We start from the raw sequence: 19,154 nt of genomic DNA on the forward strand, positions 1-19,154 counted from the left end.
TCGCGGGCGATCCGATCGAAGATGGTCTGCTCCATATCCGCGATGCTCTCGTCGCTCAGCCGCGGCAGCCCGTTCTGCTCGTTCATGCGTCTCTCACTTCCTTCACCGCGCCGCGAAGTCGCGAACGCACCCGGGAGAGACGGTTGCGAACGGCAGCGTGGCTCACCCCCAGCTGCGCGGCGGCGGCCTCGTAGGCGTAGCCCTCCACCGCGCACAGCTGGAAGATCTCCCGATCGGTGTCGCCGAGTCGCTGAACCTCCGCCGCGATCCGCTCCGCGAGCGACGCCGCGATGACCTGGTCCTCGACGCACACCGTGCCGGGAAGCGTGTCGTCGACGGCATCCGCGGTGTTCATGCTGTCGCGGCGCAGCCGTCGCAGGCGATTCGCCGCCTGAAAGCGGCAGATGGTCGCGAGCCACGGCAGCAGCGACTCGCCGGCCAGCTCGAGGCCGGGCAGCTTGCGCCAGGCGACCACGAACGTCTCCTGCACGACGTCCTCGGCGTCGGAGGGCGAGCCGAGGAGCCCGTGCGCGATCCAGTAGACGGGGCGCACGTGGGCGCGGTAGATGGCTCGGAACGCATCCTGATCACCCGATGCGGCTCGAGCGGCCCACTCGCGGTCCTGCGTGCTGTTCGGCATGCCTCTTCCGTTCGCCGTCGCCTCTCTGAGTGTCTCTCATATGAAGGTGTCGCGGAACAGGCGACCGTCTCAGAATCCGCTACGATCGATTCAGCGAGGGGGAGTATCCCGACATCGCGCGGATCGTCATCACGAGCACCATCAAAGCTGCTCCGGCCGCGTGACGCATGTCACACATGCGGGGAGAGACTTTCGGCATTCACCGCACCCTCCGAAAGGCACCCGTCCTTTGATTCCCGTCTGGTTCGAAGTCACGTCCCTCATCGTGCTCACCGTGATCCTCATCGCGGATCTCCTGCTCATCCTCAAGCGGCCGCACATCCCCTCGACCAAGGAATCCAGCCTCTGGGTGGCGTTCTACGTCGCGCTCGCCCTGATCTTCGCCGGAACGCTGTTCTTCTTCGGTGACACGAAGTCGTCGCTCGACTTCCTCACCGGCTGGGCGATGGAGTACAGCCTCTCGATCGACAACCTGTTCGTCTTCGTGCTGATCATGACGCAGTTCTCGGTGCCGCGTCGCTATCAGCAGGAGGCGCTGATGGTCGGCATCATCATCGCGCTGATCCTGCGCGCGATCTTCATCCTCATCGTCGGCGCCGCCGTCGAGCATCTCAGCCCGATCTTCTACATCTTCGGCGCGTTCCTCGTCTTCACCGCGATCCGTCAGGCCATGCCCGACAAGGAGCAGGAGGACGCGAAGACCGAGAACTTCATCGTCCGTCAGATCCGCCGCGTCATCCCGATCAGCGACGAGTACGACGGACCGAAGCTGCGCACCGTGGTGGGCGGACGCAAGATCTTCACCCCGATGCTCATCGTCTTCGTCTCGCTCGGCGTCACCGATCTGATGTTCGCGGTGGATTCCATCCCGGCCATTTTCGGCGTCACGACCAACCCGTTCATCGTGTTCACCGCGAACCTGTTCGCGCTGATGGGTCTGCGCCAGCTCTACTTCCTGCTCGGCGACCTGCTCGACCGCCTGCGCTACCTGCATTACGGAGTGGCCTTCATCCTCGCGTTCATCGGCGTCAAGCTGATCCTGCACGCCATGCACGAGAACGAGCTGCCGTTCATCAACAACGGGCAGCCGATCGAGTGGGCTCCCGACATCAACAACTGGGTCTCGCTCGGCGTGATCTTCTCCTCGATGGCCGTGGCCACCATCGCCAGCCTGGTCGCATCGCGACGTGACAGGAGAGCAGCCGTCGAGAGCTGAGCTCGACCGGTTCCGCAGTGTGAAACACACCGGAGGGCCACCCGTCGCCGCCGTGTAAACTGACCGGCATGCGGCGGGTGGTTCTTCTTCTTAGCAGCCGCGACGGGACCTCGATCTAAGGCCTTCCTCGTCGCGGAGTCCATCATGGGCCGACTCTTCGAGCCATCTAAGGAACACACCGCATGACCAGCAGCACAGCAGCGCCGCGCACCCTGGCCGAGAAGGTCTGGAACGATCACCTCGTCGTCAAGGGCGAGAACGGCGAGCCCGACCTCATCTACATCGACCTCCACCTGGTGCACGAGGTCACCAGCCCGCAGGCGTTCGACGGGCTGCGCGCCGAGGGCCGCCCGCTTCGCCGGCTCGATCTGACGATCGCGACCGAAGACCACAACACCCCCACCCTCGCGATCGACAAGCCGATCGCCGACCTCACCAGCCGCACGCAGATCGAGACGCTGCGGCGCAACGCGGCGGAGTTCGGCGTGCGACTGCACTCGCTCGGAGACGCCGAGCAGGGCATCGTGCACGTGGTCGGCCCGCAGCTCGGTCTCACGATGCCTGGCATCACGGTGGTCTGCGGTGACTCGCACACCTCCACCCACGGCGCGTTCGGCGCGATGGCGTTCGGCATCGGCACCAGCGAGGTCGAGCACGTCATGGCCACCCAGACGCTGCCGCTCAAACCGTTCAAGACCATGGCCGTCAACGTCGAGGGCACCCTGCGACCCGGCGTCACCGCGAAGGACATCATCCTCGCCGTGATCGCGAAGATCGGCACCGGCGGCGGGCAGGGGTACGTGCTCGAGTACCGCGGCAGCGCCATCCGGGCTCTGTCGATGGAGGGCCGCATGACGATCTGCAACATGTCGATCGAGGCGGGGGCCCGAGCGGGCATGGTCGCCCCCGACGAGACCACGTTCGCATACGTCAAGGACAAGCCGCACGCCCCGCAGGGGCAGGACTGGGACGACGCGGTCGCCTACTGGCGCACGCTGCCGACGGACGAGGGCGCGACATTCGACGCCGAGGTGTTCATCGACGCCGATCAGCTGGAGCCGTTCGTCACCTGGGGCACCAACCCGGGCCAGGGCAGCTCGCTGTCGTCGTCCGTGCCCGACCCGGCCGCGATCGCCGATGCCAACGAGCGCGCCGCCGCCGAGCGTGCGCTCGAGTACATGGACCTCACCCCCGGCACCCCGCTGAAGGAGGTGAAGGTCGACGCCGTCTTCATGGGCTCCTGCACGAACAGCCGCATCGAGGACCTGCGCGCCTTCGCGTCGATCATCGACGGGAAGAAGAAGGCCGACGGCGTTCGCGTCATGGTCGTTCCCGGCTCCGCACGCGTGCGCCTCGAGGCGGAGGCCGAGGGGATTGACAAGATCGTCGAGGCGTTCGGTGCCGAGTGGCGCTTCGCCGGATGCTCGATGTGCCTGGGCATGAACCCCGACCAGCTCGCCCCGGGGGAGCGCTGTGCGTCGACGTCGAACCGCAACTTCGAGGGACGTCAGGGCAAGGGCGGCCGCACCCACCTCGTCTCGCCGCTGGTCGCCGCCGCGACCGCGATCCGAGGCACGCTGTCGAGCCCCGCAGACCTGGAAGCGAGCATCTGATGGAGAAGTTCACCACCCACACCGGCATCGCCGCTCCGCTGAAGCGCTCGAACGTCGACACCGATCAGATCATCCCGGCGGTGTTCCTCAAGCGGGTCACCAAGACGGGCTTCGAGGACGCCCTGTTCCACGGATGGCGTCAGGATCCGGAGTTCGTGCTCAACCAGGCGCCGTACCAGGGCGCATCCGTGCTGGTCGCCGGGCCCGACTTCGGCACCGGATCCAGCCGCGAGCACGCCGTCTGGGCGCTGCGCGACTTCGGATTCAAGGTCGTGCTGTCGTCGCGCTTCGCCGACATCTTCCGCGGCAACTCGGGCAAGCAGGGCCTGCTCGCCGCGACCGTCGACGACGCCGACATCGAGCGGATCTGGGAGCTGATCGACGAGCAGCCTGGTCGACCGGTCACGGTCGATCTCGAGGCCCGCACGGTGACCGTGCCCGGCGCGACCCCCGCCTCCGAGGCTGTCTTCCAGGCCTCCATCGGGATCGACGATTACACTAGATGGCGGCTCCTCGAAGGGCTCGATGACATCGGGCTCACCCTGCGCAACGAAGACAAGATCGCGCAGTTCGAGGCCCGTCGCGAGTCGTGGCGGCCACGTACCCTTCCAGTCCGATAGGGCGGAACATCGTGGGCCGGGGGCCACAAGCCCTGCGGCATCCGCCGTGAGAGAGAAAGACATCGCGGCGAACGCCGTGATGTCCTGAGGAAGATGAGGCCCGAATGACGACATCGCCGCGAGTTGCTGTAGACGACCGGGTGGCGGCTCCAGCCGGATCCGTCCTCGCGATCCGCGGCGGCAGACCGCTGCGCGGGCGCGTCGACGTCAAGGGAGCCAAGAACCTGGCGACGAAGGCGATGGTCGCGACGCTGCTCGGCGAGACCGCGAGCACGCTGCGCGACGTCCCCGCGCTCAGCGACGTCGCCGTGGTGCGCTCGCTGCTCGAGGTCCACGGCGTCACCGTCACCGAGGGCGACGAGCCGGGATCGCTGATCCTCGACCCGAGCGATGTCGAATCGGCCCACTACGAAGAGATCGATGCGCACGCCGGCGCGTCGCGCATCCCGATCCTGTTCTGCGGCCCGCTGCTGCACCGTCTCGGTCAGGCGTTCATCCCCGACCTCGGCGGATGTCGGATCGGCGACCGGCCCATCGACTTCCATCTCGACGCGCTGCGCAAGTTCGGGGCGGTCGTGGAGAAGCAGCCGAGCGGCATCCGGCTGTCGGCCCCGAACGGTCTGAAGGGTGCGAACATCCACCTGCCGTACCCGAGCGTCGGCGCGACCGAGCAGGTGCTGCTGACGGCCGTGCGCGCGGAGGGCGTGACCGAGCTGCGCAACGCCGCCATCGAGCCCGAGATCATGGACCTCATCGCCGTGCTGCAGAAGATGGGCGCCATCATCTCGTACGAGCCGAACCGTGTGATCCTCATCGAGGGCGTGGAGACCCTGCGCGGCTACGACCACCGCGCGATCTTCGACCGCAACGAGGCCGCGTCGTGGGCGTGCGCCGCGCTGGCCACCGACGGCGAGATCTTCGTCGCCGGCGCCAAGCAGCAGGAGATGCTCACCTTCCTCAACGTCTTCCGCAAGGCCGGCGGGTGGTTCGACGTGCAGGAGGACGGCATCCTCTTCCGCCGTGGCGGCGAGCTCAAGCCCGTCATCGTCGAGACCGACGTGCACCCCGGGTTCATGACCGACTGGCAGCAGCCGCTGATCGTGGCGCTGACCCAGGCGCCGGGGCGCTCGATCGTGCACGAGACGGTCTACGAGAACCGCTTCGGGTTCACTCAGGCGCTGGTGAAGATGGGTGCCGACATCGAGGTGCACCCGCACGGTCTGCAGGACGGACCCCGTCGCGTGCCGCGGCGGGAGCTCGAGCAGGCGGCGGTCATCACCGGCCCCACGCCCCTGCACGCGGCCGACATCGTGGTTCCCGATCTGCGCGGCGGCTACAGCCACGTGATCGCCGCCCTCACGGCGGAAGGCGAGTCGCAGGTCTCGGGAATCGACATCCTGAGCCGCGGCTACGAGAAGTTCCTCGACAAGCTCCGCGCCCTGGGCGCGGACTTCGACGTCGTCCGGTGAGCTGATGGCCGCAACAGAACGCAGCCGTCCCAGTATCTTCTGGCCGCTCGCGGCGATCGTCATCCCGCCCGTGTCGCTGCTGGCGAAGATCACCGTCAGCGGTGCAGAGAAGCTGCCCCGCACGGGCGCCTTCGTGCTGGCGCCGAACCACTACTCCGAGTTCGACCCGCTGATCGTCGCGGTCGCGGTGTACCGCTCCGGGCGTCTGCCGCGGTTCATGGCGAAGGACAGCCTGTTCCGCGTTCCGGTGCTCGGCTGGATCCTGCGGAAGACGGGAATGATCCCCGTCGCCCGCACCTCGTCGGCATCGAGTGCGAAGCAGACGCTCACGCAGTCCCGCGACCTCGTCGAGAACGGCCGCGGCGTCATCGTGTACCCGGAGGGAACGCTCACCCGGGATCCCGAGATGTGGCCGATGCGCGGGAAGTCGGGGGCGGTGCGCCTCGCGCTGACCGGCGACATCCCGCTCATCCCGATGGCCCAATGGGGCACCCAGCAGATCATGGGGCGCTACCAGAAGGGGCTCAGCGTCTGGCCGCCCCGCAGGCCCGTGCGGGTGCTGATCGGCGATCCGGTGGATCTGTCCGACCTGCGCGGCCGCGCAGGCGACCCCGGCGTGCTCAGCATCGCGACCGAGCGTCTGATGGCCGCCATCACCGCCCTGCTCGAGGAGCTGCGCGACGAGAAGGCGCCGGAGAAGCGCTGGAACCCGGGCGATCACGGACAGAAGGAGACGGGGCGTCTTGAGTCATAAGCGCTCGCTGCAGCCGTCCGGGGTCCGCGCAGCCGTCGTGGGCGCCGGCAGCTGGGGCACCACTTTCGGCAAGATCCTCTCCGACGGCGGCGCGCACGTCACCATGTGGGCGCGTCGGCCCGAGCTCGCGCACGAGATCGCCGAGGCCAAGCGCAACTCGAAGTACCTGCCCGGCATCAACCTGCCCCGCAGCATCGACGCCACGCACGAGCTCGCCCACGCCCTCGACGGCGCCGAGCAGGTGTACCTGTCTGTGCCCAGTCAGACGCTGCGTGAGAACTTGAAGGCGCTACGCCCGCTGCTCGCCGGCCGGGACATCCCGATCATCAGCCTGATGAAGGGCGTGGAGCGCTCGTCGGGTCTTCGGATGAGCCAGGTGATCGAGCAGGAGCTGCGGTGCGATCCGGATCGGATCGCCGTGGCATCCGGACCCAACCTCGCGCTCGAGATCGCGCGCGAGCAGCCCACCGCCGCCGTGATCGCCTCTCGAAGCCAGGAGACGGCGGATGCCGTGGCGCGCACGGCCCGCAACCGCTACTTCCGGTCGTTCGTGAACACCGACGTGATCGGCACCGAGTTCGGCGGGGTGCTGAAGAACCTCATCGCCGTCGCGATCGGGATCGTCGACGGCGTCGGATACGGCGAGAACACCAAGGCGTCGATCATCACCCGCGGCCTGGTCGAGATGACCGACTTCGCCGTCGCGAACGGGGCCCGCCCCGAGACGCTGCAGGGCCTGGCCGGACTCGGCGACCTCATCGCGACGTGCCAGTCGCCGCTCAGCCGCAACAACACCGCCGGCCGGCTGCTCGGTCAGGGCTACGACTTCCACGACGTCGTGAAGCAGATGAACCAGACAGCCGAAGGCCTGGCATCCGTCGCCCCGATCCTTCAGCTCGCGCACGAGTCAGAAGTGCACATGCCCATCGTCGAGCAGGTGAAGATGGTGCTCGACGGGCGCATGGACCCGCGCGACATCGCACCGCACCTCACCACCGACGACGACACTCCCCAGGAGGAGATGACCAAACATGGACAAGCAGACGGTGGTGGTGCTCTTCGGCGGGCGTTCCAGCGAGCATTCGATCAGTTCCGCCACGGCGGGAGGGGTGCTGGCGGCGATTGACCGCGATCGCTACGACGTGATCCCGGTCGGAATCACGCGCGACGGCGCCTTCGTGCTCGAGCAGGATGATCCCGCGAAGTTCGCCCTCGATGCGCAGAGCATGCCCGAGGTGATCGACAACGGCACCCGCATCCGCTGGCCTGAAGCCGGCGGCGACCGGGTTCTGCGCGTGATCGTTCCCGACGGCTCCGCGGTCGAGCTCGGCGTCGTCGATGTCGTGCTGCCGATCCTGCACGGCACGCACGGCGAGGACGGCACGATCCAGGGCTTCTTCGACATCCTCGAGATCCCCTACGCCGGCGGCGGAGTGCTCGACTCGGCGATGTGCATGGACAAGCACTTCATGAAGGTCGCGCTCGAATCCGACGGCATCGCCGTCTCTCCGTGGGTGACCGTCAGGCAGCGTGCCTGGCGGCAGGACTCGGCGTCGCTGCGTGCGGCGATCGCCGAACTCGGCCTGCCGCTGTTCGTCAAGCCCGCGCGGGCAGGGTCCAGCGTCGGCGTCTCGAAGGTCGAGAGCCTCGGCGAGCTCGATGCGGCTCTCGAGGTGGCCTTCGCGGAGGACGAGAAGGTGCTCGTCGAGACCGGCATCGTCGGCAGGGAGATCGAGGTCGCGATCCTCGAGACCGCGGACGGCGTGCGCGCATCGCTTCCCGGTGAGATCGTGCTCACGTCGCGCGGCTTCTACGACTTCGAGGGCAAGTACCTCGGCGGCGACGGCGTCGACGTCGTCTGCCCGGCGGAGATGTCGGATGCCGAGATCGCGGCCGTGCAGCGGGTCGGCGTGCGCGCGTTCGAGGCCGTCGACGGCAAGGGCCTCGCGCGGGTGGACGTGTTCCTCACCGCCGACGGCGAGATCGTCGTGAACGAGCTGAACACCATGCCGGGGTTCACCCCGATCTCGATGTTCCCGAAGTGCTGGATCGCGTCGGGAATGAGCTACGGCGAGCTGATCACCGAGCTGATCGAGGGCGGGCTGCGCCGCTGATCGCGGCGAGGCCTACCCGGGCAGTTCGTCGGGCGCGGTGCAGGCACCGTCGGACTCGATCATCCGCACGCCCGACACGATGCCGGAACTCGTGAGCACGTCGTTGGCGCTGACGATCTCGGTGTCGACGAAGACCTGCACCGCGGGGTTTCGGCCATAGGTGGTCATGCGCATCCTGGGCGCGTCGGACTCGTCGACCAGCCAGTCGATGCCCTCCAGCGTGACGCACTGCAGATCGGCGGTCGGACCGGGCACGGCGACGCCGCAGGTCAGGATGACGCTCGTCCTGCCGTCCTCGCCGTACGCGCCGGTCGCCTGAGCGTCGGTCCAGCGGCGATCCTGCCCGGCGACGCTCTGCGGCAGGCGCACCGTGACTTCCGCGCAGGCGGGGTTGTTCGCGTCCTCGGCCGGCGTGAGGGCGACGGTGCTGGAGCAGCCGGTGAGGGCGAGCATCGCGGCCGCACCGGTGATCAGGGCGAGACGGCGGAGCATGATTCCAGGCTACCGTTGTCGGCATGGCATCCGGTTCCGACGACGACCCGCGCATCGGCGACATCTCGGAAGGGACGGTGCTGCGAGCCATCCTCGCTCGGACCGCGCCGGCCGCGCATGCCGTGCTCGGTCCCGGCGATGACGCGGCGGTGATCGCCGCGCCGTCCGGGTCGGTCGTCGTCAGCGCCGACACTCTGGTCGAGGGGCCCGACTTCCGGCTCGCCTGGTCGAGCGGCTACGACCTGGGCTGGAAGTCCGCGGCCGTCAACCTCTCCGACATCGCCGCGATGGGGGCGGTCCCCACGGCCCTGCTCGTGTCGCTCGCGGTGCCGGCCGACACCCGGCTGTCGTTCGTCGAGGCGATGGCCGACGGCTTCCGCGAGTGCTGCGCTCAGCTCGCTCCCGGATGCTCGGTCGTCGGCGGTGACCTGACCGTGTCCGATCTGCTGATGATCGCGGTGACGGCGCTGGGGGATCTCGGCGGGCGCTCAGCGGTGACGCGTGCGGGCGCGCGAGCGGGCGATGTCGTCGCTCTCGCAGGGGAGCTGGGTGTGGCTGCCGCGGGTCTCGGGCTGCTGTTCTCCCGCTTCCGCGAGGGCGCGACCCCCGTGCCGTTCGATCGCTCGTCGCTGGATGACGTGCAGCAACGCGCGATCGATCGCCAGCTGCGTCCGGTGCCGCCGCTCGCGCTCGGTCCTGCTGCGGCGGATGCCGGCGCCACGGCCATGATGGACCTCTCGGACGGCCTGGCCCTGGACGCCTCCCGTCTGGCGGATGCTTCCGGCGTCACGATCGCACTCAGCGGCGCGGCGCTGGATGCGCTCGCGTTCCACGGTGACCGCGGGCGCGCGCTGGGCGGGGGAGAGGACCACGGCCTGCTGGCCACCTTCGCTCCGGGCCCGCTGCCCGACGGGTTCGCGCAGATCGGCACGGTGACCGCGCGCACGCAGGCACCGGTGCTCGTCGACGGCGAGCCGGTCGTCGAGACCGGATGGGATCCGTACCGGGATTGGGACCACGCGCGCTGAGCCGCAGCACGCGATCCGTCAGGTCCCGTCGACCGCCGGCTGCGCCCACCACACGCGGGTGTCTCCGTAGGTCTTCTCCCTCAGCAGGCTGAGCGCGGCAGCATCGAGGTCGGGCGGTGTCGCGCGCTTGCCGCGCTCGATGACGACCACGGCGTGCTCCGCGAGCAGCGGAGCCAGCGCGACCAGGTCTGCCGTCATCGCGGCATCGTCGAGGTCGTAGGGCGGATCGGTGAACACGAGGTCGAACGGGCCGCGCGCGCGGGACAGGAAGGCGCGCACCGCGCTCTGGTGCACGCGGGCGGCCGGCGGGACGCCCATCGCCTTGGCGACCACGGTCACGTTGCGACCGACGACCGTCGCGGCCGACCGGGAGATCTCGACGAGCTCGACATGCTGCGCTCCGCGGCTCCACGCCTCGAGTCCGAGAGCACCGCTGCCGGCGTACAGGTCGAGCACGCGGGCGCCGTGGATGGCATCCATCGACTCGAGCGCCCCGAACAGCGACTCGCGCACCCGGTCGCTGGTGGGGCGGGTGCCGGCGCCCGGCACGTCGAGCCGCGCGCCGCGCGCGTCGCCGGCGATGATCCTCGTCACCCGATCACGATACGACACGGCCGACGATGTCCGCCGTGCTCCCTAGACTCGAACCATGTCCTTCGAGCTCGACACGCCGTTGACGACCGCCGTCGGGGCGTCCACGGCCAAGACCCTCGAGAAGGCGTTCCGGATGGCGAGCGTCGCCGATCTGCTCGGTCACTATCCGCGGCGGTACGCCGACCGCGGCGAGCTGACGCCCATCCTCGAGCTGCCGATCGGCGAGACCGTCACCATCGTCGGCGAGGTCATCTCGGCCACGGCCCGCGAGATGCGCAATCGACGCGGTGCCATGCTCGAGGTCGTCATCGGCGACGGCGTCGGCCAGATGTCTCTGACGTTCTTCGCGAAGAACCTCGGCCAGGCCGAATGGCGCAGGAAGGAGCTGTCGGTCGGACGCCGCGGCATCTTCTCGGGCAAGGTCGGGATGTTCAAAGACCGGGTGCAGTTCGCGCATCCCGACTACCAGCTCTTCGACGACACCGAGAGCGCCTACCGTCAGGCGGACGCTCTGCAGGACGTCCCCATCCCGATCTACCCGGCGACCTCTGCGATGCAGAGCTGGCAGATCGCGAAGCTGATCGGCGTCGTGCTCGACCAGCTCGGCGATGTGCCCGACCCCCTCTCCGACGACATCCGCACCCGAGAGGGGCTGCTCACCGCCCGGCAGGCGCTCGACGCGATCCACCGCCCTCGTCGCCGAGCCGACATCGACCCCGCCGTGCGCACGCTGCGGATGCACGAGGCGCTCGTGCTGCAGACCGCGCTGCTGCAGCAGCGCATCCAGGTGCGCTCGCTGACCGCGACGCCGCGCGTCGCTCAGCCCGGCGGTCTGCTCGAGCGCTTCGACGCTCACCTGTCTTTCACCCTGACCCCCGACCAGCAGCGCGTCGGTGCGGAGATAGCGGCCGATCTGAGCGCCGACCGGCCGATGAACCGCCTGATCCAGGGCGAGGTGGGCTCGGGCAAGACCCTCGTCGCCCTGCGTGCGATGCTCCAGACGGCCGAATCCGGGGGACAGGCCGCGCTCATCGCCCCCACCGAGGTTCTCGCCGCCCAGCACCTGCGATCGATCACGAAGATGCTCGGCCCCGGCATGGCCGCCGAGCTCATCCCCACCCTGCTCACCGGGCAGATGTCGGCGCCGGCACGGCGCAAGGCCGCCCTGCGCGTGGCATCCGGTCAGGCGCTCATCGTGATCGGCACGCACGCGCTGCTCTCCGAGAAGACGACCTTCGCCGACCTGGCTCTCGTCGTCGTCGACGAGCAGCATCGGTTCGGCGTCGAGCAGCGTGAGATGCTGCGCGCGAAGGGCACGGCGCCGCACGCGATCGTGCTGACGGCGACCCCCATCCCGCGCACGGTCGCGATGACCGTGTTCGGCGACCTCGACACCTCGGTCATCCGCTCGATGCCCGCCGGACGCGCCGGCATCACCACGCACGTGGCACCTCTGGCCGAGCATCCGGAGTGGTTCCAGCGGGTGTGGGCGCGTGCTGCGGAGGAGATCGCGGACGGGCGTCAGGTCTTCGCCGTCTGCGCGGCGATCGACACCACCAAGGAGTCTGTCGAGGTCGACGACCAGCCGCCGCCCGACGTCGAGGGCAAGGGCCCTCGGTGGGGGGTGGTGCAGCTCGACGAGCTGCTGGCCACGCATCCGGTGCTGGGGGGCGTGCGGCGTGCGGTGCTGCACGGGAAGATGCCGGCCGAGGAGAAGGATGCCGTGATGCGCGCCGTCGCGCGCGGCGAGATCGACCTGCTCATCGCGACCACGGTGATCGAGGTGGGCGTCGACGTGCCGAACGCCTCCACCATGGTCATCATGGACGCCGATCGATTCGGCGTGTCGCAGCTGCACCAGCTGCGCGGCCGCGTCGGCCGAGGGGAGCACCCCGGGCTCTGCCTGCTCGTCACCGAGGCGGAGGGCGGTTCCCTCGCGCGTGAGCGGGTCGAGGCGGTGGCCGCCACGCTCGACGGCTTCGAGCTGGCGGAGGTCGATCTCGAGCTGCGCGGCGAGGGAGACGTGCTGGGGGCAGCGCAGGCGGGCGTCAAGTCGTCGCTGCGCCTGCTTCGGGTGGTGAAGGATGCCGGGCTCATCGCCTACGCGCGCGACGTCGCCGCCGGCATCCTGGAGGACGACCCCATGCTGGTCGCGCACCCGGGTCTGCGCGTCGCGATCGCCGGCCGCGTGAGCGACGCCGATCGGGCGGCGCTCAGCAAGAACTGAGGGTGCGGTGGCATAGGCTGAGCACGTGCTTGTACTGAGCGAACGGAGTGAGTCGACGTGCCTGTGCTGAGCGAACGGAGTGAGTCGAAGTGAATTCTCGGATCGCCGTCGTTCCCGGATCGTTCGACCCGCCCACGCTCGGGCACCTCGACGTGATCTCGCGGGCTGCGCGTCTCTACGATGAGCTGCACGTGCTGGTCGTGCACAACCCCGGCAAAGAGGCGATGCTGCCGATCGCGCAGCGCCTCAGTCTGCTCGAGCAGTCGATCGCCGAGGCCGGCATCGACGGGCATGTCATCGTGGGGTCGTGGAGCATGGGCCTGCTCGTCGACTACGCGCGCGATGTCGATGCGGGTGTGCTGGTCAAGGGCATCCGATCGCAGGTCGATGTCGCCTACGAGTCGCCGATGGCGATCGTCAACCGTCACCTGGCCGACATCGAGACGGTCTTCCTGCTGCCCGATCCGGCGCACGCGATGGTCTCGAGCTCGCTGGTGCGTCAGGTCGCGGCCCTCGGCGGCGATGTCTCGCCGTTCGTGCCGCCCGTCGTCGCCTCGTTCCTCGACACCGGAGCACGCGGGCTCTGAGCCGTTCGGCCCGCGTCCACGTGGCGGCGGGTAGCATGGCGGGGTGAAATCCCGAGTCAACGGCCCCTTCTTCCTCCCTGTCCGCGACATCGTCCGCAAGCCGGGCGAGATGCGAGAGCACCGCCTCGAAGTGACCCTCCGCGAGAAGTGGGGTGAGGGCATCGTCTCGGTCGAAGCCGGCGAGACGCTCGACCTCGACGTGCGTCTCGAGTCGGTGCACGAGGGGATCCTCGTGTCGGGAACGGCCGACGCGGACTACTCCGGAGAGTGCGGCCGGTGCCTCACCGAGATCTCTGCGCCTGTCGAAGTCGAGTTCCAGGAGCTTTTCGCGTATCCTGGTGAGGAAGAAACTGACTTCGAAGTTCAAGACGACCACGTGGATCTTGAAACTCTGGTCAGGGATGCGATCGTGTTGTCGCTTCCATTCCAGCCGGTGTGTCAGCCGGACTGCCCGGGTCTCGACCCGAACACGGGCGAGAGGCTGACCGAGAGCGCCGGTGCAGAGAGCCCTGCTCCCATCGATCCTCGGTGGAGCGCGCTCCGACAGATCACAGACCAGGACGGCGCGGCAGAGAGTCACGCCGCCGAGAAAGAAGAGAGCTAGTCATGGCTGGTAACCCCCCGAAGCGCAAGGTCTCCCGTTCGAACACCCGCTCGCGCCGCGCGCAGTGGAAGGCCGAGGCTCCCGCGCTGGTCAAGACCGTCGAGAACGGCAAGGTCGTCTACAGCCGCCCGCACCAGGCGAAGGTCGTCACCGACTCGCAGGGCACCGAGCTGTTCCTCGAGTACAAGGGCCGCAAGGTCGCAGACATCTGATCGGATCGGTCATGACCGAGATTCTCACGGGGCGTGCCTCGCTGATCGAGAAGCTCGGCGTCGATATCGATCCTGAGCTGCTGGAACGTGCGCTCACGCATCGTTCCTACGCGTACGAGCACGGCGGCATCCCGAACAACGAGCGGCTCGAGTTCCTCGGGGACTCGGTGCTCGGGCTCGCGGTGACCGTCATGCTCTTCACCACGCTTCCCGACCTCGACGAGGGCGAGTTGGCCAAGCGGCGCGCGAGCGTCGTCTCGACCGTCGCCCTCGCCGAGGTCGCTCGGGCTATCGGCCTGGGCGAGCACCTCCGCCTCGGCCGGGGCGAGGAGCAGACCGGTGGTCGCGACAAGGACTCGATCCTCGCCGACACGATGGAAGCCGTCTTCGGGGCGACGTTCCTGTCTGCCGGCCCGGATGCCGCGACCGAGCTGGTGCTGCGGCTGACCGAGCCGCTGCTCGCCGACCCCGAGCGCTACGGCGCGGCGATGGATCCGAAGACGAGCCTGCAGGAGCTGGCCGCCCGTCTCGGATCGCCTCCGCCCGTGTACGCCATCGAGTCGGCCGGCCCCGACCACAATCGCGTCTTCACGGCGACCGTGCGGGTCGGCGAGGTGGCATGCGACGGCGTCGGCACGAGCAAGAAGACCGCCGAGATGGCAGCCGCGCTCACGGCGTGGCGACTGCTCAGCGACCGGGTCTGATCCCGCGTGCCCGAGCTCCCCGAGGTCGAGGTCGTCCGTCACGGGCTGGCGCCCGCGGTCACCGGAGCGCGCGTGCTCTCGGTCGACGTCCTCGATGAGCGTGCTCTCACCCGGCATCCACGCGACGCCGCCGACTTCGTGGGCCGTCTGGAAGGACGTGAGGTGCGCGCCGCCGCCCGGCGCGGCAAGTTCCTCTGGCTGCCGCTCGACGAGCGTGCGGGGGAGCCCGAGGCCCTCGTCGCGCATCTCGGGATGAGCGGGCAGATGCTGCTGCGCGATCCGGATGCCCCGCTCGAGCGGCACGAGCGGGTGCGACTGCGCGTCGAGCACGCCCGTCATGGCGTGCTCGCCGTCGTCTTCGCCGATCAGCGCACGTTCGGCTCGCTGGCCGTCGACGCGCTGCTGCCCACCCCGGATGCCGCCCCGGGCGGCTACGGCACGGCGGACCCACTCGTGCCCTCGCAGGTGGCTCACATCGCCCGCGATCCGCTCGATCCCGCGTTCGACGAGCGGGACGTCATCACCCGCATCCGCCGCCGATCCAGCGCGATCAAGCGCATCCTGCTCGACCAGTCGCTGGTCAGCGGCATCGGAAACATCTACGCCGACGAGTCGCTGTGGGCGGCACGGATCCACCCCGAGACGCATGGCACGGCCATATCGGTGCAGGCGCTGCGCCGACTGATGGCCGAGGTGCGCCTCGTGCTCGAGAAGGCCCTCGCCGAAGGCGGCACGAGCTTCGATGCGCAGTACGTGAACGTGAACGGCCAGGCGGGGTATTTTGCGCACTCCTTGAACGCCTACGGTCGCGGCGGTAAGCCGTGCCCGCGCTGCGGCGGCCCCATCCGCCGCGAGGCGTTCATGAACCGCTCGAGTCACTACTGCCCGCGCTGCCAGCGCAGGCGCTGAGCCCGACGGTCACTCGGCCGGACGGTCGATCGCGAACGCCAGGTGGGGCATGTCCACACCCCCGTAGTGCTTGATGAAGCGTCCCCGCACCGTCATTCCCAGCCGGATCGCGACGTTCATCGAGGCGATGTTCGTGTCGCGCACCTGCGCCCACACGCGGTCAGCACCGAGGGCCGTGAACGCATGGTCACGGCACCCGGCCGCCGCCTCGGTGGCGTACCCGCGCCGCCAGTGCGCGCGATCGAAGAGGTAGCCGACCTCGATCACGTCCTCGTCGAGGATGTGCTGCCTGGTCAGTCCGCACTGGCCGATCATCTGTCCGGATTCGCGAAGCACCACCGCCCAGAGCCCGAACCCGTCGTCGCGGTAGCGCTCGCGCATCCGGCTGAGCCAGGACCGCACCATCTGCTCGTCGAACGCGCCTTCGTAGGCGGTCATGGTGTCGCCGTCCTGCAGGATGGCGCGAAGCGCCGGCAGGTCGTCGTCGGTCAGTTCACGCAGGTCGAGACGTCGTGTGCGCAGGATCATCAGGCCAGCTTCTTCTGCCAGGCGCCTGCATACGAGGCGGGCACGAAGCCCATCGCCTCGTTGATGTCGAGCATCGGCCGGTTCTCCTCCGCGTTGAACGTGGTGATCCGCGGCGAGCCCGGGGCGATGCCGCGCCAGCGCAGGATGTTGGCGCACTTCGCGATCTGCCCCAGTCGGTGTCCGCGGTGCTCCTTCAGCACCAGCGTGCAGTACTGGTGCGTGACGCCCTCCGGATCGGTGCCGGTCACGAGCTCGTTGAACGCGGCGAGTGTTCCGGTCGGCACGTGCTCGACGGCGGCGACCGAGACGGTCTGGCCGCCCTCGACGAACCGTGCGTCGCGCCGCGCGATCCGATCGGCGTCCCAGATCTCCTCGTCCACCTCGAGGTCTCCGCTGGGGGCGTCGGTCGACATGCGCGACAGCGCCCAGGCGTATCCCGCGCGCAGCTCGGGCGGGGTGGGTACGCTCCACTCGACCAGCCGGTACTCGGCGCCGGCGATCGTGAGCGCGTCGGCGAGCATCCTCTCGATCGGCGCCGGATCACCCTGCAGATCGAAGGCGCTGTTGCGCTCCACCTGCTCCAGGGTGAAGCCGTCATCGACGAGCAGCTGTGCGAGCGGGGTGCGCGACACCCGCCCCCATCCGGTCTTCGGAACCAGCGGAGCGTCGCCGGGGTCGGGGCGGTGCAGCGTCCAGGTCTGGATGACCTTGCGGCCGAGCGCGCGCACCTCCTTCTCCGCAGCGGAGAGCAGAGCCCGCTCGATGCCGCGCCCCCAGTTCGCGGGCATGACCATCAGGTCGATCTCGGCGCTCGTGGGCTCGGCGGTGGCGTGGGTGACGGTCACCGCGCCGACGATCTCGCCGTTCTCGCGGGCGAGCAGCGTCCGCTGCACGTAGTCGGTCGTCGCACGCCAGTGCGGCAGCATCTCCTCCGCAGTGGTACCCAGGTCGTGCAATCCCGTGTCGCTGAGGCAGATGGCGTTGTTCAGCGCGACGAAGGTGTGGAAGTCCGCCGCGTCGGGAGCGTCCAGCGCCTCCGGAACGGTCAGTGCGGTGATGGACAGTGCGGGTGTGCCGGTCGGCGTCGTCGTGCTCATGCGAGGTCCTTTCTCCAGGCGCCCTCGTAGGCGATCGGGGCGAAGCCGATGGCTTCGTTGATGGAGAGCATCGGCCGGTTCTCCTCGGCGTTCCATGTGGTGACTCGGGGCGAGAGCGGATGTCGGTCGCGCCAGGCGAGCAGGCCAGCCGTCTTCACGAGCATCCCGAGTCGGTGTCCGCGATGCTCGGCGAGCACGAGGGTGTCGAACTGGTGCGTGCCCGCAGAGTCGTCCTGCCCGATGGCGAGCTCGTTGAATGCGCAGAGCTCCCCGGTGGCGACGTGCTGCGCCGCGGTGACGAGAAGCGTCCAGCCGCGCTGCGTCAGTCGCGACTCCTCTCGGCGCAGGCGATCGGCGTCCCAGATCTCCTCCGGCATGCCGAGCTGCGCATCGGGTACGTCGGTCGACATGCGCGACTTCATCCAGGCGTAGCCGTCGACATACTCGTCCGGTGTCGGCATCGCCCACTGCACGACACGGTAGTCAGTGGCGTGCGCCGCGGCATCGTCGCGCAGATCGCCCAGACGCGCTGCGGCGCTCTCGGCCCAGATCAGCGCGCTCCCGCGTTCGACCTGCTCCAGCCGGAAGCCGGTGCGCTGCAGGAAGCGCGCGGTGCGGTCGAGGGGAGCGGACCCGGCACCGGTCGGCGAGTCGATCCTCGGCAGCGGCGTCGCCTCGTCGTGGTGCTCCGACCAGTTGAGCAGCTTGCGCACCCCCGCATCGCGAGCCGCCTGCTCGATCACAGCGTATGCGGCCGGGCAGATACCCCGGCCCCACGCGCGGCGGAGCAGAGCGACGGTCACGAATCCGGTCTCACCGCCGTCGTCGCGCAGGATGTCGAGCGCGCAGCGCCCGACAGCGTCGCCGTCGAGTTCGATCGTCCAGTGACGTCGGTCGCGGTCGGGAGTGGGGGAGAGCATCGAGAGCAGTTCGGACGCGGTGAGGCAGTCGTCATCGCGACCGGTGGTCTCGATGAGCAGCTCGTTGCGCACGGCTGCGTAGGCACGCACTGCGGGGGACGGCCCCGCGTCCGCTCGGGCGGAGAGCTCGAGCGGACGCAGGGTCGCACCGGCGGGAAGGGAGATGCTCATCATCGGCCTTTCAGAGGATGTTGCGCTGCAGGCCCCAGACCAGCAGGTTGATCGCCTCGGTCTCGCGGATCGGCCGGCGGTCGAGATCCGGGATCGCGGAGGGGGCGGTCGCACGGACCCGAGTGCTGCGCGTCAGCAGCCAGAGTCCGATTCGGAAGGAGAGCCGGTCGGCCGCCGTCAGGCGCTGCAGACCGTCTCGGTCGGGGATGCTGATGGTCTGACGACCCTCGGTATCCGGTGGGTGGATGGATGTGGACAGCTGCCGGTGATCGGTCAGCAGAACGGTGCTCACGATGTGTGCGCTTTCTGTGGTGATGGCTGGGCGAAGCCACCGCCGTTGCCGGCGGAGTCGGCGCCCGGGGATGCAGTATCGCAACAGACCGGCCGACACGCGGTTCGACCGAGACGTCAGGATGCTGACGGGGCGTGGCCCGCGATGCGGGCGGGCGTCGGCTGCCGGGAAGGCGGCGACGGCGATCATCGATCAGACGCACAGAGGCGTCAGAGAGATCGGGAGAGGCGGGGGGGGTCTAGCCCTGAGAAAGGGGGGAGGGCACCCACGCGGCGGCGCGGGGGGCACGCATCGGCGGCGGGGGGGAGAAACATGCGGCGGTGTTTGTGTCTCTTTTAAACATCTCCCCGCCCCCGAGACGCG

General features: G+C 69.1%; 21 protein-coding genes. 14 read left to right on the plus strand and 7 right to left on the minus strand.

The window, feature by feature from the left end; translation table 11 throughout:
• Positions 1-82 precede the first annotated feature (82 nt).
• Positions 83-640: an RNA polymerase sigma factor gene (locus BFN01_RS10950; RefSeq protein WP_071644350.1), complete on the minus strand. Its 558-nt coding sequence runs from the start codon at positions 638-640 to the stop codon at positions 83-85.
• 229 nt (positions 641-869) lie between these two features.
• Here BFN01_RS10950 and BFN01_RS10955 point away from each other — a divergent pair, with 229 nt between their 5' ends.
• The 7 genes from BFN01_RS10955 to BFN01_RS10985 all read left to right on the plus strand — a co-directional run bounded on the left by BFN01_RS10955 (position 870) and on the right by BFN01_RS10985 (position 8,426).
• Positions 870-1,856 (plus strand): TerC/Alx family metal homeostasis membrane protein, encoded by a 987-nt coding sequence (locus BFN01_RS10955; protein ID WP_071644352.1) that lies wholly within the window; start codon positions 870-872, stop codon positions 1,854-1,856.
• A gap of 182 nt (positions 1,857-2,038) precedes the next feature.
• Positions 2,039-3,469, plus strand: a complete 1,431-nt coding sequence (gene leuC / locus BFN01_RS10960; RefSeq protein WP_071644354.1) for a 3-isopropylmalate dehydratase large subunit — start codon at positions 2,039-2,041, stop codon at positions 3,467-3,469.
• Positions 3,469-4,089 carry a 3-isopropylmalate dehydratase small subunit gene (leuD, locus tag BFN01_RS10965; RefSeq protein ID WP_071644356.1) on the plus strand — a complete coding sequence of 207 codons (621 nt, stop codon included), beginning with the start codon at positions 3,469-3,471 and terminating at the stop codon, positions 4,087-4,089. Before leuC ends, leuD begins: the two co-directional genes overlap by 1 nt.
• 104 nt (positions 4,090-4,193) lie before the next feature.
• Complete coding sequence (gene murA / locus BFN01_RS10970) at positions 4,194-5,558, plus strand: UDP-N-acetylglucosamine 1-carboxyvinyltransferase (RefSeq protein WP_071644358.1); 1,365 nt, start codon at positions 4,194-4,196, stop codon at positions 5,556-5,558.
• A 4-nt stretch (positions 5,559-5,562) separates the two neighbouring features.
• Positions 5,563-6,312 carry a 1-acyl-sn-glycerol-3-phosphate acyltransferase gene (locus BFN01_RS10975; protein ID WP_071644360.1) on the plus strand — a complete coding sequence of 250 codons (750 nt, stop codon included), beginning with the start codon at positions 5,563-5,565 and terminating at the stop codon, positions 6,310-6,312.
• Positions 6,302-7,438: an NAD(P)H-dependent glycerol-3-phosphate dehydrogenase gene (locus tag BFN01_RS10980; RefSeq protein ID WP_071644362.1), complete on the plus strand. Its 1,137-nt coding sequence runs from the start codon at positions 6,302-6,304 to the stop codon at positions 7,436-7,438. Before BFN01_RS10975 ends, BFN01_RS10980 begins: the two co-directional genes overlap by 11 nt.
• Complete coding sequence (locus BFN01_RS10985) at positions 7,344-8,426, plus strand: D-alanine--D-alanine ligase family protein (RefSeq protein ID WP_071644364.1); 1,083 nt, start codon at positions 7,344-7,346, stop codon at positions 8,424-8,426. The genes BFN01_RS10980 and BFN01_RS10985 overlap by 95 nt, the downstream gene beginning before the upstream one ends.
• Positions 8,427-8,438: 12 nt before the next feature.
• Here the strand turns inward: BFN01_RS10985 and BFN01_RS10990 are convergent, their stop codons facing one another.
• Positions 8,439-8,918, minus strand: coding sequence for a DUF3515 family protein (locus tag BFN01_RS10990; RefSeq protein ID WP_071644366.1), 480 nt, complete (start codon positions 8,916-8,918; stop codon positions 8,439-8,441).
• 23 nt (positions 8,919-8,941) lie between these two features.
• Between BFN01_RS10990 and thiL the strand changes: the two genes are divergently transcribed.
• Positions 8,942-9,946: a thiamine-phosphate kinase gene (gene thiL, locus BFN01_RS10995; RefSeq protein WP_071644368.1), complete on the plus strand. Its 1,005-nt coding sequence runs from the start codon at positions 8,942-8,944 to the stop codon at positions 9,944-9,946.
• An 18-nt stretch (positions 9,947-9,964) separates the two neighbouring features.
• Here the strand turns inward: thiL and rsmD are convergent, their stop codons facing one another.
• Complete coding sequence (gene rsmD / locus BFN01_RS11000; protein WP_071644383.1) at positions 9,965-10,540, minus strand: 16S rRNA (guanine(966)-N(2))-methyltransferase RsmD; 576 nt, start codon at positions 10,538-10,540, stop codon at positions 9,965-9,967.
• A 55-nt stretch (positions 10,541-10,595) separates the two neighbouring features.
• Between rsmD and BFN01_RS11005 the strand changes: the two genes are divergently transcribed.
• From BFN01_RS11005 to mutM, 6 genes are all read left to right on the plus strand, one after another.
• Positions 10,596-12,767, plus strand: a complete 2,172-nt coding sequence (locus BFN01_RS11005; protein ID WP_071644370.1) for an ATP-dependent DNA helicase RecG — start codon at positions 10,596-10,598, stop codon at positions 12,765-12,767.
• 89 nt (positions 12,768-12,856) lie between these two features.
• Complete coding sequence (coaD, locus tag BFN01_RS11010; protein WP_071644372.1) at positions 12,857-13,354, plus strand: pantetheine-phosphate adenylyltransferase; 498 nt, start codon at positions 12,857-12,859, stop codon at positions 13,352-13,354.
• 109 nt (positions 13,355-13,463) lie between these two features.
• Positions 13,464-13,958: a DUF177 domain-containing protein gene (locus BFN01_RS11015; protein ID WP_071644386.1), complete on the plus strand. Its 495-nt coding sequence runs from the start codon at positions 13,464-13,466 to the stop codon at positions 13,956-13,958.
• 2 nt (positions 13,959-13,960) lie between these two features.
• Complete coding sequence (gene rpmF, locus BFN01_RS11020; protein ID WP_040165203.1) at positions 13,961-14,170, plus strand: 50S ribosomal protein L32; 210 nt, start codon at positions 13,961-13,963, stop codon at positions 14,168-14,170.
• A gap of 11 nt (positions 14,171-14,181) precedes the next feature.
• Positions 14,182-14,874 carry a ribonuclease III gene (gene rnc, locus BFN01_RS11025; RefSeq protein ID WP_071644375.1) on the plus strand — a complete coding sequence of 231 codons (693 nt, stop codon included), beginning with the start codon at positions 14,182-14,184 and terminating at the stop codon, positions 14,872-14,874.
• Between the two features lie 6 nt (positions 14,875-14,880).
• Entirely contained in the window at positions 14,881-15,783 is a 903-nt protein-coding gene (gene mutM / locus BFN01_RS11030; protein WP_071644377.1) for a bifunctional DNA-formamidopyrimidine glycosylase/DNA-(apurinic or apyrimidinic site) lyase, read from the plus strand.
• A 9-nt stretch (positions 15,784-15,792) separates the two neighbouring features.
• On the opposite strand, the gene BFN01_RS11035 is transcribed toward mutM, so the two are convergent.
• The 4 genes from BFN01_RS11035 to BFN01_RS11050 are packed head-to-tail and all read right to left on the minus strand — an operon-like array spanning position 15,793 to position 18,791.
• Positions 15,793-16,311 (minus strand): GNAT family N-acetyltransferase, encoded by a 519-nt coding sequence (locus tag BFN01_RS11035; RefSeq protein WP_071644379.1) that lies wholly within the window; start codon positions 16,309-16,311, stop codon positions 15,793-15,795.
• Positions 16,311-17,408: a GNAT family N-acetyltransferase gene (locus BFN01_RS11040; protein ID WP_071644381.1), complete on the minus strand. Its 1,098-nt coding sequence runs from the start codon at positions 17,406-17,408 to the stop codon at positions 16,311-16,313. The genes BFN01_RS11035 and BFN01_RS11040 overlap by 1 nt, the downstream gene beginning before the upstream one ends.
• On the minus strand, positions 17,405-18,499 hold the full coding sequence (locus BFN01_RS11045) for a GNAT family N-acetyltransferase (RefSeq protein WP_071644388.1): 1,095 nt from the start codon (positions 18,497-18,499) through the stop codon (positions 17,405-17,407). Before BFN01_RS11045 ends, BFN01_RS11040 begins: the two co-directional genes overlap by 4 nt.
• A 10-nt stretch (positions 18,500-18,509) precedes the next feature.
• Positions 18,510-18,791: a hypothetical protein gene (locus BFN01_RS11050; RefSeq protein ID WP_083428782.1), complete on the minus strand. Its 282-nt coding sequence runs from the start codon at positions 18,789-18,791 to the stop codon at positions 18,510-18,512.
• Between the last annotated feature and the right edge of the window lie 363 nt (positions 18,792-19,154).

This window comes from Microbacterium sp. AR7-10 (assembly GCF_001878835.1).
GTDB classification, from domain to species: domain Bacteria; phylum Actinomycetota; class Actinomycetes; order Actinomycetales; family Microbacteriaceae; genus Microbacterium; species Microbacterium commune.